General features: G+C 63.2%; 11 protein-coding genes. 4 read left to right on the top strand and 7 right to left on the bottom strand.

The window, feature by feature from the left end; genetic code table 11:
* Positions 1–31 precede the first annotated feature (31 nt).
* Genes ACVZUB_RS14290 through ACVZUB_RS14280 form a run of 3 tightly spaced genes read right to left on the bottom strand, consistent with a single transcriptional unit; the run spans position 32 to position 5,071 of the window.
* Positions 32–2,575: a polynucleotide kinase-phosphatase gene (locus ACVZUB_RS14290; RefSeq protein ID WP_482628505.1), complete on the bottom strand. Its 2,544-nt coding sequence runs from the start codon at positions 2,573–2,575 to the stop codon at positions 32–34.
* Positions 2,572–3,996 carry a 3' terminal RNA ribose 2'-O-methyltransferase Hen1 gene (locus ACVZUB_RS14285; protein ID WP_007728080.1) on the bottom strand — a complete coding sequence of 475 codons (1,425 nt, stop codon included), beginning with the start codon at positions 3,994–3,996 and terminating at the stop codon, positions 2,572–2,574. The genes ACVZUB_RS14290 and ACVZUB_RS14285 overlap by 4 nt, the downstream gene beginning before the upstream one ends.
* Positions 3,997–4,033: 37 nt before the next feature.
* Entirely contained in the window at positions 4,034–5,071 is a 1,038-nt protein-coding gene (locus ACVZUB_RS14280) for an Rv2578c family radical SAM protein (protein ID WP_003944842.1), read from the bottom strand.
* Between the two features lie 98 nt (positions 5,072–5,169).
* On the opposite strand from ACVZUB_RS14280, the gene ACVZUB_RS14275 reads away from it, so the two are divergent.
* Genes ACVZUB_RS14275 through ACVZUB_RS14260 form a run of 4 tightly spaced genes read left to right on the top strand, consistent with a single transcriptional unit; the run spans position 5,170 to position 8,735 of the window.
* Positions 5,170–5,535 carry a RidA family protein gene (locus tag ACVZUB_RS14275; RefSeq protein WP_058038743.1) on the top strand — a complete coding sequence of 122 codons (366 nt, stop codon included), beginning with the start codon at positions 5,170–5,172 and terminating at the stop codon, positions 5,533–5,535.
* Between the two features lie 53 nt (positions 5,536–5,588).
* The gene (locus ACVZUB_RS14270; RefSeq protein ID WP_378397881.1) at positions 5,589–6,473 is read left to right on the top strand and encodes a DUF5995 family protein; all 885 of its coding nucleotides are present in this window, start codon (positions 5,589–5,591) and stop codon (positions 6,471–6,473) included.
* Between the two features lie 49 nt (positions 6,474–6,522).
* The gene (locus ACVZUB_RS14265; protein WP_231915016.1) at positions 6,523–7,956 is read left to right on the top strand and encodes a putative nucleotidyltransferase substrate binding domain-containing protein; all 1,434 of its coding nucleotides are present in this window, start codon (positions 6,523–6,525) and stop codon (positions 7,954–7,956) included.
* On the top strand, positions 7,953–8,735 hold the full coding sequence (locus tag ACVZUB_RS14260) for a Fic/DOC family protein (RefSeq protein WP_075833101.1): 783 nt from the start codon (positions 7,953–7,955) through the stop codon (positions 8,733–8,735). Before ACVZUB_RS14265 ends, ACVZUB_RS14260 begins: the two co-directional genes overlap by 4 nt.
* Positions 8,736–8,850: 115 nt before the next feature.
* Here the strand turns inward: ACVZUB_RS14260 and ACVZUB_RS14255 are convergent, their stop codons facing one another.
* The 4 genes from ACVZUB_RS14255 to ACVZUB_RS14240 form a co-directional block, all read right to left on the bottom strand.
* Positions 8,851–10,833: a 5-oxoprolinase/urea amidolyase family protein gene (locus ACVZUB_RS14255; protein ID WP_482628504.1), complete on the bottom strand. Its 1,983-nt coding sequence runs from the start codon at positions 10,831–10,833 to the stop codon at positions 8,851–8,853.
* Entirely contained in the window at positions 10,830–11,483 is a 654-nt protein-coding gene (locus ACVZUB_RS14250; RefSeq protein WP_042448713.1) for an urea amidolyase associated protein UAAP2, read from the bottom strand. Before ACVZUB_RS14250 ends, ACVZUB_RS14255 begins: the two co-directional genes overlap by 4 nt.
* Positions 11,480–12,244, bottom strand: coding sequence for an urea amidolyase associated protein UAAP1 (locus ACVZUB_RS14245; RefSeq protein ID WP_482628503.1), 765 nt, complete (start codon positions 12,242–12,244; stop codon positions 11,480–11,482). Before ACVZUB_RS14245 ends, ACVZUB_RS14250 begins: the two co-directional genes overlap by 4 nt.
* 71 nt (positions 12,245–12,315) lie before the next feature.
* Positions 12,316–13,875: an amino acid permease gene (locus ACVZUB_RS14240; RefSeq protein WP_030536447.1), complete on the bottom strand. Its 1,560-nt coding sequence runs from the start codon at positions 13,873–13,875 to the stop codon at positions 12,316–12,318.
* Between the last annotated feature and the right edge of the window lie 49 nt (positions 13,876–13,924).

The following is a 13,924-nucleotide window of genomic DNA, read 5'->3' as shown; positions in this document are numbered from 1 at the left end:
ACGGTATCAATCCGAGCCCGCGCACCGGCCGTCACAACCGCGGGTCGACCGGCTCCGATTCGAGAGCCAGCACCGCGAACACGGCCTGGTGCGCTCGCCACAAAGGTTCACGGTCGACGAGCCTGGATACCGCCTCCATGCCGAGCGCGTACTCGCGCAGCGCCATCGACTGCTTGTGTCCGAGGTTGCGGTTACGCAATCTCGCAAGCGTCGACGGTTCGAGGTAGTCGGCACCGTAGATCAATCGCAGGTACTCCCGGCCGCGGACCTTGATCCCCGGCTGAACCTTCGCGTTGTACCCCCGCGGTCCGTGAATCTGATTCGCCAGCGGTTTGACGACCATCCCCTCACCACCGTCGCCGGTGAGCGACTCCCACCACTTCGTCGCTTCGAACACCGAGTCCTCGGAACCGAGATCGACCACCAGGCGACGTGTAGTGGTAAATCGACTCGGGTCGGCCGCGGCCAGGCGGTCCGAAATACCGAGGTGCCATTCGTGATCCCGTTCCCCGTACGACTGGCCCTCGGCCGCCAGAATCTGGAACGGCGCGATGGTGACGCCGTCCAGTCCGTTCGTCGGCCACACGTACCGTCGGTACGCCTCGCCGAAGCGCTCGATACTGGCGGCCCGAACAGTTGTCTGTTCGAACATCTCCGCCACGTCCAGGCCCCGCGACCCGGCCCGCGCCAGCACGGCCTCGCGAGCTGTGAGGTCTGATCGCCCGGCCGCCGCGACCGACGCGTACTGCGAGCGCAGCAGACCTTCCGCTTTGACGTTCCACGGCAACAGTTCGCAGTCGAGGAGCAGCCAGTCGGTGCCCAGCTCTTCCCACAACCCAGCGGAGGTGACTGCGGCGGCGATGTCGTCGATCAACTGCTGAGTCAGGTCGTCGTCGAAGAACTGGCGGCCGGTGCGGGTGTGCACCATCCCGGTGAGCGCATCCGGTGCGTCGAAGCGGGACTGAGCAACCGATCGATCACGGCACACGAGCACCACTGCCCGCGAACCCATGTGCTTCTCTTCGCAGATCACTGTTCCGATTCCGCCGGCCCGGTATGCGTCGAACGCGGTCGACGGGTGTTCCAGATAGTCATCGGATTGGGCGCTCGCGCAGGGCGCCATGGTCGGCGGTAGGTACCGCAGCCATTGCGGCGCGACCGCGAATCGGCTCATCACTTCCAAGGCGCCGGCAGCGTTGTCGGTGCGAACGGACACTCGACCGCGCAGTTCGGTGTCGACGCCGGTCGTTTCGAGGACGTCGGCGAGATCGAGCACATCCGGATCACGAGTCGGCGGTGCCAGCGGTACCACCGGCTCGTACCAAACCTGCTCCGCCGGAACCGACACGATCTCTCGTTCCGGGTATCGAAGGGCGGTGAGGGATCCACCGAAGACGCACCCGGTGTCGAGGCACGCGGTGTTGTTGATCCATTCCACCTCGTGCACCGGCGTGTGACCGTAGAGGACCATCGCTGATCCTCGGTAGTCCTGCGCCCACGGGTATCGAACGGGTAAGCCGAATTCGTCCGTCTCACCGGTAGTTTCACCGTAGAGCGCAAAGCTCCGGACTCGACCGGATGCCCTGTTGTGGTAGTCCTCCTTGAGACCCGCGTGCGCAACCACGAGTTTGCCGTCGTCCAGGACGAGGTGCGCGACGAGGCCGTCACAGAAGTCGACGACGCTTTCGCGGAACTCCGCCGACTCGGTGGCCATCTGCTCGAGGGTCTCGGCGAGTCCGTGACTCGGCGTGACCTTCTTGCCGCGCAGCGCCTTGACGAGTTTGTTCTCGTGGTTACCCGGAACCGCTATCGCGTGTCCCGCCGCGACCATCCCCATGACCAGACGCAGCACACCGACCGAATCCGGTCCTCGATCCACGTAGTCACCGAGGAAGACGGCAGTTCGCCCTTCCGGCGGCACCGCATCGACAGCTCTGCCATCGGTCCCGAAGTCGATGGTGTAGCCGAGTTTCACGAGGAGCGTCTCGAGCTCGCTTCGACATCCGTGGATGTCACCGATGACGTCGAACGGACCACGCTCGACACGCAGATCGCTGCGGAGCGGGTGGCGCAAGAATGTGGCTTCGGAAACCGCGTCCTCACCTCTGAGTATGTGAACCGAACGGAAACCTTCCTTGCCCAACCCGCGAAGCGAGCGAGTCAGCTGTTGGTGCTGGCGGCGAATGACGTCGCGTCCGAACGTCCGATCAGAGCGTGCGTCGTTGCGCGCAGAACAGACCGATTCCGGAATATCGAGCACGACTGCCACCGGCAGTATGTCGTGCTCGCGAGCCAACGCAACGAGTCGCTTGCGCGCGGCGGGCTGGACGTTGGTCGCGTCGACCACCGTGAGGCGTCCGCGTCGCAAACGCTTGGCCGCGACGAACTCCAGCACTTCGAAAGCATCGGACGTCGACTCCTGTGAGTTCGGATCATCACTGACCCACCCTCTGAATGTGTCACTCGAGAGAGTTTCGAACTCACCGAAGTGGCGCGCCGCGAAGGTCGACTTTCCCGAGCCACTGACGCCGATGAGTACTACCAGGGCGAGATCTGGAATCTCGTACACCGTCATGACGTTCGTGCCTCCTTCGTGAAGATTGCCATCTGTGTCGGTCCGCCAAGGACCGGATCAATTGCTCCGACAAATTCGAACTCCACGCAATAGCCGTGGACTCGGGCCGTTTCGGTTGCCCAGTCGCGGAATTGGGTCCGTGAGAACTCGAACCGGTGATCCGGGTGCCTGAACTCTCCCTCTGCCAACGCCGGATACAGCACGTTGTAGTCGGCATTCGGAGTAGTCAGCAGCACATACTGCGGTGCTGCGTCCACGAAGACCGATCTGACCAGAGCCGGCAGGCGCGCCGTGTCGACGTGCTCGACCACCTCCATCAGCACGGCTGCGTCGAAGCCTTTCAAGCGTGCGTCGCGGTACGTCGCGGACGACTGCATCAAAGACACACGATCACGTTGGGCGTCGGACATTTCGGTGAACTTCAATCTGCGTTGCGCCCGTGTCAGTTCGCGCGCGCTCACATCGACGCCGACAAGTTTGTCGAATTGAGCGTGCGGCATCAGCGCCTCGATCAGTTTGCCTTCGCCGCAACCGATGTCGACAATCGTTCTGACGTGCAGTCGCTGAAGCGTCGCCAAAACTGCGTCGACGCGAAGCCGTGCCAGCGGCGGATCCGGTCGCGGTAGTTCGATCTGCGCCTCTGCTTGGTCGGGAATCAGTCGATCGACCACCGATTCGACCAGGTCGCGTCGACGCGCCAGGTAGCGGGACATGATCAGCGCGGAATCCGGATGCGACGCCAACCACTCTCCAGCGACGCGGATCAACTTGTCTGCCTCGTCGGGTCCCACCCAGTAGTGCTTCACGTCGTCGAGGACCGGCAACAGCACGTAGAGGTGCCGAAGGGCACTCTGCACCGTGTGTTCCCCGGTGAGCGTCAACGACACGAAGTCGGAGTTTCCCCACGTCGGCAGGTGCGGATCAAGCTGCACCGGTATCGCGGTCACATCCCAGCCCAGCGGCTCGAACAACCGACGAGGCAATTCCGCATCGCCGCCACACGGAACCACCGGAATCGAGACGGTCAACGCGAGTTCGGTTCCAACGAGTTCCGGGTGCGACTTGCACGTTCCCGTCAACGCGGTGCGAAACAGCTTCGACAGAGCAACCGAGAGTATGGACGACGCCGCATACGGCCGATCATTGACATACTCACCCAGCGAAAAGTTGTCGCCACTCTTGCCGCGTCGATACCTACTCTGCACAAGTTCGATGGGGTCGACGTCCACAATCACTGCCACCGTGGTCTTTTCGGCTGAGGCCTCCGGGTACAGAACCGTGGCGGTGCCGATCGCCAAGTCGAAGCTTTGCACGCGGTCGGGATGTTTGTGCAGCAGGTAGCTCAACGCGGTCGCATCAGGAGTCTGCGGGGTCGGGGTGGACGTCAGTGTGAGTAGCACCAGGCGAATGTAGCCCGGCAAACGTCCGGGGCGCCTCCGATTTACGCGCCCGCGGCCGTCAGAACAAAGTGAGAGCTGCTCCCGCACCCACCAGTTCTCGGGGCGCCTCACGCGGCTCGCTGCCAGCTGCACTGACGTCTCGATGCTCCGAACGACCACCCAACCCATGGCGCTCGACCAATGGCTCGACACGGCTTGCGAGCCAACGCTTGTATTCGGGAGTGACATACGCGCCCCGCCCGTACAGCTCGCGGTAGCGACGGATGAGCGCCGGATGTTCCTGAGCAAGCCAATTCATGAACCAACCCCGAGTACTCCCCCGCAGGTGCATCGGGAAGACCGTCACACTCGTCGCACCGGCTTCGGACAGTGCCTCGAACAGCCCGTCGAGATGACTGGTGGAATCGGTGAGGAACGGAATGACCGGCGCCACCATGACATTGCACGAGAATCCCGCGTCGGTGATGGCGCGGATCATCTCGAGACGCGCCCGCGGCGACGGGGTACCAGGCTCGATCTGCTTCTGAAGTGCAGCGTCGTTGATCGCCAACGACACTCCGATTCCGACGTCGACCTGCGCTGCCGCCATTTTCAACAGCGGCAGGTCCCGTCGGAGCAGAGTTCCCTTCGTCAGGATCGAGAAGGGAGTTCCGGATTCGGTCAACGCGCGAATAATGCCGGGCATCAAGCGGTATCGGCCCTCGGCTCGCTGATAGGGATCGGTGTTGGTACCCAGTGCCACCGCCTCCCGTTTCCAGGACTTTCGCGCCAACTCTTTGCGGAGCACCGCGGCAATGTTCGTCTTCACGACCACTTGGGAATCGAAATCCGCGCCGGCGTCGAGGTCGAGATACTCGTGACTCGGTCTCGCGAAACAATATCGGCATGCGTGCGAGCAACCACGAAAAGCGTTGACGGTGAAGCTGAACGGCAACGTCGACTCTTCGGGCATCTTGTTGAGCGCGCTCTTGCAGAGCACCTCGTGAAACGTGATTCCCTCGAACTCGGGAGTCTGCACGGAGCGAACCAACCCGGCTCGTTCGAGTCCGGGTAGCGCTCCGTCATCTGCATCCAATGCCTGACCCGACCACCTCATGGCCCCAAGTCGAACACTTGTTCTAAGGTATGTCAAGATGGAGCGAATACCTGACCGTGCCTCACCACGGCCGGGAAGTTGTTGGCAGAATTCGGTGCATGTCGAACAGAATCAATATTTCGTCCGGTTCCGAATGGGAACCCAAGATCGGTTACTCCCGTGCCGTGCGCATCGGTAACCAGATCGCAGTCTCCGGCACCACCGCTCCTGGTGAGACCCTCACAGATCAGACCCGCGCAGCGCTCGAAACTATCAAGGCAGCACTTGCCGAGGCCGGCGCCTCGCTCGACGACGTCATCCGCACTCGCATGTACCTGCGCGACATGACGCAGTGGGAGCAGGCCGCTCTCGCGCACGGTGAAGTGTTCGGCGAGATTCGTCCCGCCACGACGATCCTCGAGGTCAGCTCGCTGATCGACACCGCTCTGCTCATCGAGATCGAGGCCGACGCGGTCCTCAGCTGATCGCCAATCCGGACATTTGTGAAATGGGCGCCTAGTCTGAGCCGATGAAACCGATGCGGCTGTATCCGTTGACGCTCGCGCTCGGCATCACCGCCGCTTTCCTCTCGCCCGGTTCTGCACTCGCAGATCCGGGCGAGAGTCTTTCGACGGCTTGCGGCAGCCAGTTGAGCAATGCCGAGGTGGGCCGGATTGCCGAACTCAGCGACGTCACGACCCTGAACGGTGCCGGACTGCCTCGGCTCGAGACCGCTGTCGAACGTCATCGTGAGATCACGTCGATCCTCGTCTCACACCACGATTGGCGAGGCTTGTTCTCCATCGGCCTCGACGCTGTCGAGCACGAGGCGGTGATGCCGCTGCAGCGAGACCCTGCGGCCTTCGCCGATGACGAGTGGGCCCATTCCGTCAGCTTCGAATTGCTGCGCAGGTACCTGGTGAACGTCCATGCGGAGTTCACCGGTACTCCCACCGATCCGGCGTGGAGCAACTACTTCGCCCTGACACGTCAGTGCGACGCCAGTCCAGCACGGGTCGCCATGGCCGGCTACAACGCGCATCTCACCGTCGACCTCGCTCACGCCGTCGCCACGTCCGGAACCACTGCGGAGGATGTCCCCGATTTTTACAAGATCGTCGATTCCATTGCCGTCAAGGGTGGTTCGATCGTGACCCTCACCAAGGCCGAGTACGACGCCGATCTGGGGCCGCTCTGGCGGTTCTACTTCGTCGGCGAAGGACTCGACCGATTGGCCGGAAACTCGCAGCCCTCGGAATTGTTGCTCCGCGCCGCCGACAGCGGATACAACACCATCACGCTGGCCAACGGATTCGCCCTCCAGAATCCGCAGACACGTCCGGGCGCAGAACAGGAGATCGACGCACTCTGGCGTACTACAGATTCCGCTCTCGACGTACTCTCGCGACTCGGTGGTCTGTGACAACTCACCCTCCGCTGCCTGAACCGGACACACCTGCGACAATGACCCCATGACGGGGCACTCGACGGGGCAAGGCATGCAGAGTCCCGCCATGCGCCGGGTGCGAGACCTGTTGCGCGGGCCCGCAATTGTCTGCGATGGCCGAGCAACCATCCGCGAGGCCGCGAAGTTGATGACCGACGCGGGCCGCCGCGCTGTTGTGATCCCGACGGAGACAACCGGTTTCGGAATCTTCACCGAAGGTGACCTACGTGCTCGTGTGGTAGTCGGTGGTATCGACAGCAATCAGCCGGTATCAACGGTGATGACGCCGTCAGCAGTGACAGTCGATCCGGATCGATTGGGCGCCGACGCCGTGACCGACATGCTCGAGTACGGATTGCGCCATCTCCCGGTCGTGACCGAGGCAGGCGCACTGATGGGTGTGCTCGAACTCAGCGACCTCCTGACTTCGGCCACCAATCAGGGTTTCGAACTGCGCGCAGCGCTCGCCACAGCACAGGATGACGCCCACCTCGTCGAAACAGCCCGCGCGGTCCCTGTTCTGGTGACGGAATTGGTGGCGTCACGGGTCTCACCGCTCGACATCGGTGCGACGCTGGCGGTGCTGATCGACGTGACGGTCAGGCGCGCCATCGAATTGGTGGTGGACGGAGACGAGCGACCGGATTTCGCGTGGCTGTCGCTCGGCAGCGTCGCCAGACGTGAAGCGCTCCCCTCTTCGGATATCGACAGTGCGCTGGTGTGGGGCGGCGAATCTCATCACGAGGGAGCCGACGCCGCGAAGACGATCCACGACATCCTCGATCTCTGCGGGTTCCCTCGCGACACCAAGAACGCCGTCGCGACCCAGGCCAGGTTCGCTCGGACGCTCCCACAATGGCGCACTGCGCTGCGGAAATGGGTATCCAATCCGTACCAGGACCAGGCCCTGGTCATGTTGTCGATGCTGGCGGATGCCCGTGTCGTCGCGGGCGATCCGGCGTTGGATCCTCGCCCTGCGGCGTTGGATCAACTGCGACTGCACCCGGCCGTCATGCGACTGCTCCTTCGCGAAGCCGTCGGAGACAAGGCAAAGCTCCATTCGTTCAAGGACGTGATGACGCGTCGGACCGGAACCGTCGACCTCAAAGCCAGCGCCGTCCAACCGATCGTGAACATCGCTCGTTGGGCGGGGATTTCCGTGGGCGCCCGCACGAGTTCGACACTCGAACGCCTCAAGGCTGCAGCGGGAAGCGGTTTCCTACTCGACGACGACGCCCAGGTACTGATCGAATCTTTCGAGGTGTTGCAGCAGATTCGTGTCCGCCACCAGACCGATCAGTTCGCGGCAGGTCGGCCACCGACCGACGAAGTCGTGATCTCCGAACTCACTCCGCTCTCGCGGAGCTTGCTGAGCAATGCAGTGCGCGAGGTCGCAGGTGTGCAACGACGACTCGAATATGCCGCGTCCGCGTCGGCGCTACCCGACATCGATCCGTGAATCGCACTGCGCTCGAACAGGTTCTGGCGGCGGAGCGCCTCGAAGGCTGGGATCCGAGCGATGAACAGATCGCGGAACTCGAGGCCGTGATGATCGGGATGCTTTCTCGGCGTGAGTATTTCGAGCAGGAATTGGCGCGAGCCGTCGGCCTCTCGTCTGCGATTCCCCCGCGGATCCGCTGGCGAAGATCAGCGCCGTACGTCTATCGCGGTACATCGGTGCTCGCGAACAATTTCGACGTACGAGATCCCGCCGCACTGCAATCACTCGAGTTCGCGGCGACCGCGCTTCGTCTGGGTGAGGCGCATCTCGGCAGCGACCTCGTACCGCACACGCGAGACACAGCCGAACTTCTCCTACTTCACCAGCACGTTTTCCAAGATCTGTACCAGTGGGCCGGACACATCAGAACCGTCGACATCAGGAAAGGTGCGGCAACGTTTGCTCCGGTCTCGGCGATTCGGAACTACCTGTCCGAGGTCGAAGAGATCATCGCCGCCGTCGATTGGGTAGCACTCGATCACGGCGCTGCGTCGTTCGCGCTCGCATCGGTGTACTCGACGCTCAATCATGCCCACCCGTTTCGGGAAGGAAACGGGCGAACCGGAACCCTCTTCCTGCACCGACTCGCCGCGGACACCCGGTATCAGCTCGACTTGTCGCGGGTGAGCAGAACCGAGTGGGTATCCGCGTCGAGGGATTCTGCGCCTTTCCGGCCCACCGGAACCCCGTCGCCTCGCCCGTTCATCGATCTGTTCAATCGCGCGCTGACTCGCTGACGCAAACATCTGCTGCCCGTTCCAGGCGGACTGAACACCGTTACTGCTGAGTGAGCACCGCTTCCGACACTCTGGAAGCGGTGCTCACTTGAGGAAAAGGGTGCTCACTCGACCATCAACCGGGCAGCGCGAACTCCCCTGCGTCGGACCAGCGCTGACGCTCGGCTCCGAACGCGACGGACTGCATCGCGCGGAACTCCTCGATCGAGCGCGAGTTCGACGCGAGGAACTCCTGATGCTCGGCCAGCGAGAAGCTGCCGTCCTCGATCTCGACGCCCCCGCCGCGGCCGGCGGCGGTGTCCGCGCGCAGATCCATCAACTCTTCCGGCTCGACGGGGTACCAGGAGATCCGGTCGAAGAATCGCAGCAACCACGGAGTGCCCTCCTCGAACGGCCCGGACTTCGCGGGGTGGCGGTGATTCCACACCTGCGTCGTACGTCCGACGAACTGGTACCCGCCCGGGCCTTCCATGCCGTAGATGCAGAGGTACGCCCCACCGATCCCGACGGCATTTTCCGGGGTCCAGGTGCGGGCAGGGTTGTACTTGGTCGTGACCAGACGATGACGCGGATCGAGCGGCGTCGCGACCGGCGCTCCGAGGTAGACGTCACCGAGTCCGAGCACCATGTAGTCGGCGCCGAAGACGGTGTCGAACACGTCGTTCACGGATTCGAGACCGTTCATCCGGCGGATGAACTCGATGTTCCACGGGCACCACGGCGCGTCGGCGCGAACCCCGTGCATGTACCGCTGGATCGCTTCGCGCGTTGCCGGGTCGTCCCACGACAGTGGCATCCGCACAGTGCGACTGGGCACAACGAGTTCGTTGGCCGCCGGCAAGGTGTCCTCCGCCTCGGCGAGCATTCCCATCAGCTTGCGGACGGGCAGCACGTCCGGGTCGACGCGGACCTGCAGGCTGCGGATTCCCGGGGTGAGATCGAGTAGTCCGGCCGGCTTCTCGGCGTCGAGTCGCTGATGCAGTGCATGAGCACGCGCACGTAACGCCAGGTCGAGATTCATGTCGCCGTATTCGACCAACACGTTGTCGTCGCCTGAGCGCCGGTACGTGACCGCGGTGTCGCCGTCACGGCGGGCTATGACGCCGTCGTCGCCGTCACCACCGGAGGAATGAACAACCGAATTGGACGCTCGACGCGATACTCCGAGGTCACGCCGGGAGGCTGCCCGTTCGGCGCGGACCGGCACGAAGCGAATCTTGTTCCCGGGAGCCAACTGTCCGAGCTTCCAGCGATCAGCGGACACCACTGTGATCGGGCAGACGAAGCCGCCGAGGCTCGGTCCGTCTGGTCCGAGGAGGATGGGCGTGTCGCCGGTGAAGTCGAGTGCACCGATCGAATACGCGTTGTCGTGGATGTTCGAAGGGTGAAGTCCGGCTTCGCCGCCGGTGGTTCTGGCCCAGTCTGGTTTCGGACCTATCAACCGGACACCGGTGCGGTCGGAGTTGAAGTGGACCTCGTACTCGGTCGCGTACAGCGTGTCGATGTCGGAGCGGGTGAAGAACTCCGGCGCCCCGTGCGGGCCCTCGGTCACCGCAAGTTCCCAGCACGTGTGTATCGCCGGAACATGCTCGGCGGGAACAGCTCCCGCGACCCCGGTCGCCTGTCCGAGTTTGAGAACGTCTCCTGCCCGCAGAGTCCTACCTTCGTGTCCCCCGAACCTGCCCAGGGTGAAGGTCGACGCACTGCCGAGATAGTCGTCGGTCTCGATTCCGCCCTGTACGAGTACGTAGATGCGCAGTCCCGGGCCGCTGACCGTTCCGACGTCGAGCACCGATCCAGCGGGGACGAAAACTGGTCGCCACTGACCGTGTACGACGCCGTCGACGGTCACCGACACCGGGGCACCTGTGATGCAGACCGTGGTGTCTTCGTCGAACGTCATGGCAGGTCCGGCCATCGCGCATTCGATGCCGGGGGCGCCTTCGGGGTTTCCGAGTGCGGTGTTTCCCAACCGAAACGACAGGTCGTCCATCGGGCCCGATGGTGGGACTCCGATCTGCCAGTATCCGACGCGTCCTGGATAGTCCTGAACCGTCGTCAGCATTCCGGGACGCACGATGGTCAGTTTTGCGTTCATTCGTCTGCTCCCGGCCGTGTGACGATCATGCGGACGGCCGTGGGATCGAAGCCGTTGCACGGGTTGTTGATCTGCGGGCAGTTGGACACGAGGACGAGCACGTCACGTTCGGCACGCAACGCGAGCCGCTTGCCTGGTGCCGACAGTCCGTCGACGATTCCGAGTGTGCCGTCGGGGTCGACCGGGACGTTCATGAAGAAGTTGATGTTGGACACCAGGTCCCGCTTACCGAGCCCCCATTTTGCGCCCTCGACGAGGAAGTTCTCGACGCACGCGTGCTGATGCTTGGTGTGGTGGCCGTATCGCAGGGTGTTCGATTCCTGTGAGCACGCGCCGCCGACGGTGTCGTGGTTTCCGACCTCGTCTGCGACCAGGGTCATGAGTGGAGTTCCGTCGTCACTGCGGAGCACGGAGCCTGTGGACAGAAACAGGTTCTTCTGGGCTGTGACCGTCGCTGCTGCCGAGTACCGAACGCTGTGATCGTCACCGGCGTAGACGAGGGTGTCGACGGCTTGATTTCCGTGTAGATCGACGATGGTCAGGACGTCGCCGTCGCGGACAACAGCGGACCACGGCCCGAACGCGTCAGCAATCTCGTCGAGGATCACCGTTCCGGGAACGAGGGCGGGGACATTCAAGGTGGTGGTCATTCGGTCGCCTCCAGGTTCGAAGCCATCCAGGCATCTTCGGTATTGAGCACTGCGCGTTGGTATTCCGGACCGAGATCGTCAAGGCTGCCGAGTTCGTCGGCGGCCTTCCACGCGAGCACTTCGAGGGACGTGGTGGCAAACTGCGGCGCCGGATCGAGTGGGTGCGCGGTGTTGGCGATCATCACGATGACGGGCAGGTGGATCAGAAGGTCGACCGTTGCGCCTGAGCCGGCGGACCCCGTACTGGTGAGAGCGCCGTCCGCCTCGACGCGGACACCGTGGAAGAAGGACAACGGAGGCGCAATGTCCTGCGGCCCGAGTCCGTTCTTCGCGGCAGCGACGGTGAACAGTTCACGCCCGGCGGGTGAGGCACTGTGCAGCGAGCCCTGCCCGTACTTCGCCTCGTTGGTGGCGCGTGACGTCGTTCCGCAGAACGCGTCGTGGTGACCCGACGTGTCTGCGACCACGGTCGCAAGTACTCGCCCCTGATCGGAGAGCAACGGGTGCCCGACGCCGAGATAGGCCTGCCATGGCACCTTGACGGTATCGGCGACGTTGAGACGCTCCCAGGGGGCGTCGGCGCGATAGAGCAAGATGTTTGCGCAGGCGCTGCCAGCGATGTCGCGAAGTCGCAATCGGGTTCCACGTGCGAGAACCTTGGTCGTGTACCGCCCACCCGGCACTGTCTCAGCCCAGGTCAGACGTTCGGGAGCGACGTCTTCGGGTGGGTTCGGCCAACGCGTTGCCGGCAATACGGGCATGGAATCGGTGATCGTTCCAGCTTGAGACCGGGCATGCTCGCGCGCTCCGGCGGTGGTCTGAGTACTCGTGGTCAGGCTCCGATCGTGACGGGATTCGGGGTGGCGCGGCCACGTGGGAAGCAAGCGACTCCCAGCCCCACGACCAGCGCTACCGTGATGGGCGCGGCCCACTGCAGAATGGGGTACTCCCCGGTGGGGTTGAAGATCTCGGCTCGTGGCCAGGACAGGTTGATCACCATCAGCGCGCCGTACACAACCGCGGCGATGTTGACCGGAACTCCCCAGATGCCCAGGGAGAAAAGCTTTTTGCCTTCGGCGTCAAACTTGGGGCCGACTGCCGTGCGAGGCCATCCCTTGAGACGCTGAACCAGCAGCGGCACAGTCACCATGAGGTAGGCCAAGTAGATCAAGATGATGCATACGCTGGACAGGGTTGCAAAAATTGCCGAGTTGCCTACGTTGACGGCCAGGACGGCAATGCAGACCAGACCGATGAGGACGGACGGCGCGATAGGTGTTCCGGTTCGGGGGTTGACCTTTGCCAGTATCTGCGAGGCAGGCAGGCGCCCGTCGCGGGCCATGGAGAACATCAGCCGTGAAGCAGCAGTCTGAATGGCCAAGGTGCACACGAACACTGCGATCGAGACGTCGATCAACAAGACCGTGCCCCACGGCGAACTCAGAATGGAGGTCAGTACGTACGGCAAACCTTCCGTGGCCAGGCGTCCGTCGGTCAGTGAGGGCGCTGCCATCAACGCGCCGAGAATCATCAAGCCGCCGCCGAGCGCGGAAGCGGAGAGTGCAAGGCGGATCGTACGAGGTGCGACGCGTCGGGGGTTGCGGGTCTCCTCGGCCAGTTCGCCTGCCGAACCGAAGCCGACCATGACGTAAGCAGCCATCAGTCCGGACATGATCCACGCCCAGGCGTATCCGGGCTGACCGCCGGCACTGCCGGTGTCGAAGACGACGTCCGGTCCGCGCTGAGCGTGGGTGAAGAACATCCCGATCACTGCGATGACACCGACGATTTCGCAGGTCACGCCAATGTTGTTGATACGCGACATCCAGTTGACGCCGATGCAGTTGATAAAGGTGGTCAGAACCAGAAGTACCGATCCGAGCAGCACGGCGTTGGCGGCACCACTCGATGAGGTGAGTGCGCTGTCCTCGCCGATGATCTGGAACCCGCTCCACACATTGGGGAGCACGACCTGCAAGGCGATCGCGGCGGCCGATGCAGTGACGATCTGAGCGAGAATCATGAACCAACCGGCGAACCAGCCGACGATTTCACCACCCATCCGCCGCGACCACTGGTAGATGGCACCCGAAATCGGATATCTGGCAGCAAGTTCCGCGAAGTTGAGAGCGACCATGAACTGACCGATGAAGACGACCGGCCACGTCCAGAAGAATGCCGGACCCGCGAAACCGAAACCGAGGCCGAACAATTGGAAGATCGTGGTGAGGATGGAGACGAAGGAGAAGCCCGCGGCGAAAGACGCGAACTTTCCCAGCGATCGATGCAGCTGCTGCTCGTAGCCGAACTCCGCGAGGTCACCGTCGTCGTGAGGCGAAGAGGCGAGTGCGGATGCGGTGGTGGGCTGCGCAGCCGGGGTGGTTGCACTCAACGGCGTACTCCTTCGGCGAAGCGATTCAGAGGCGAATAACTGTCGATTG

It is taken from the genome of Rhodococcus sp. OS5 (genome assembly GCF_056837585.1).
The sequence above is the reverse complement of the archived record's forward strand: the minus strand, read 5'-3'. Positions and strand labels throughout refer to the sequence as shown.

Coding starts and splice junctions, on each gene's coding strand:
- ACVZUB_RS14290 (WP_482628505.1), bottom strand. CDS start 2,575: ATGACGGTGTACGAGATTCCAGATCTCGCCCTGGTAGTACTCATCGGC.
- ACVZUB_RS14280 (WP_003944842.1), bottom strand. CDS start 5,071: ATGAGGTGGTCGGGTCAGGCATTGGATGCAGATGACGGAGCGCTACCC.
- ACVZUB_RS14275 (WP_058038743.1), top strand. CDS start 5,170: ATGTCGAACAGAATCAATATTTCGTCCGGTTCCGAATGGGAACCCAAG.
- ACVZUB_RS14270 (WP_378397881.1), top strand. CDS start 5,589: ATGCGGCTGTATCCGTTGACGCTCGCGCTCGGCATCACCGCCGCTTTC.
- ACVZUB_RS14265 (WP_231915016.1), top strand. CDS start 6,523: ATGACGGGGCACTCGACGGGGCAAGGCATGCAGAGTCCCGCCATGCGC.
- ACVZUB_RS14255 (WP_482628504.1), bottom strand. CDS start 10,833: ATGAACGCAAAACTGACCATCGTGCGTCCCGGAATGCTGACGACGGTT.
- ACVZUB_RS14250 (WP_042448713.1), bottom strand. CDS start 11,483: ATGACCACCACCTTGAATGTCCCCGCCCTCGTTCCCGGAACGGTGATC.
- ACVZUB_RS14245 (WP_482628503.1), bottom strand. CDS start 12,244: ATGCCCGTATTGCCGGCAACGCGTTGGCCGAACCCACCCGAAGACGTC.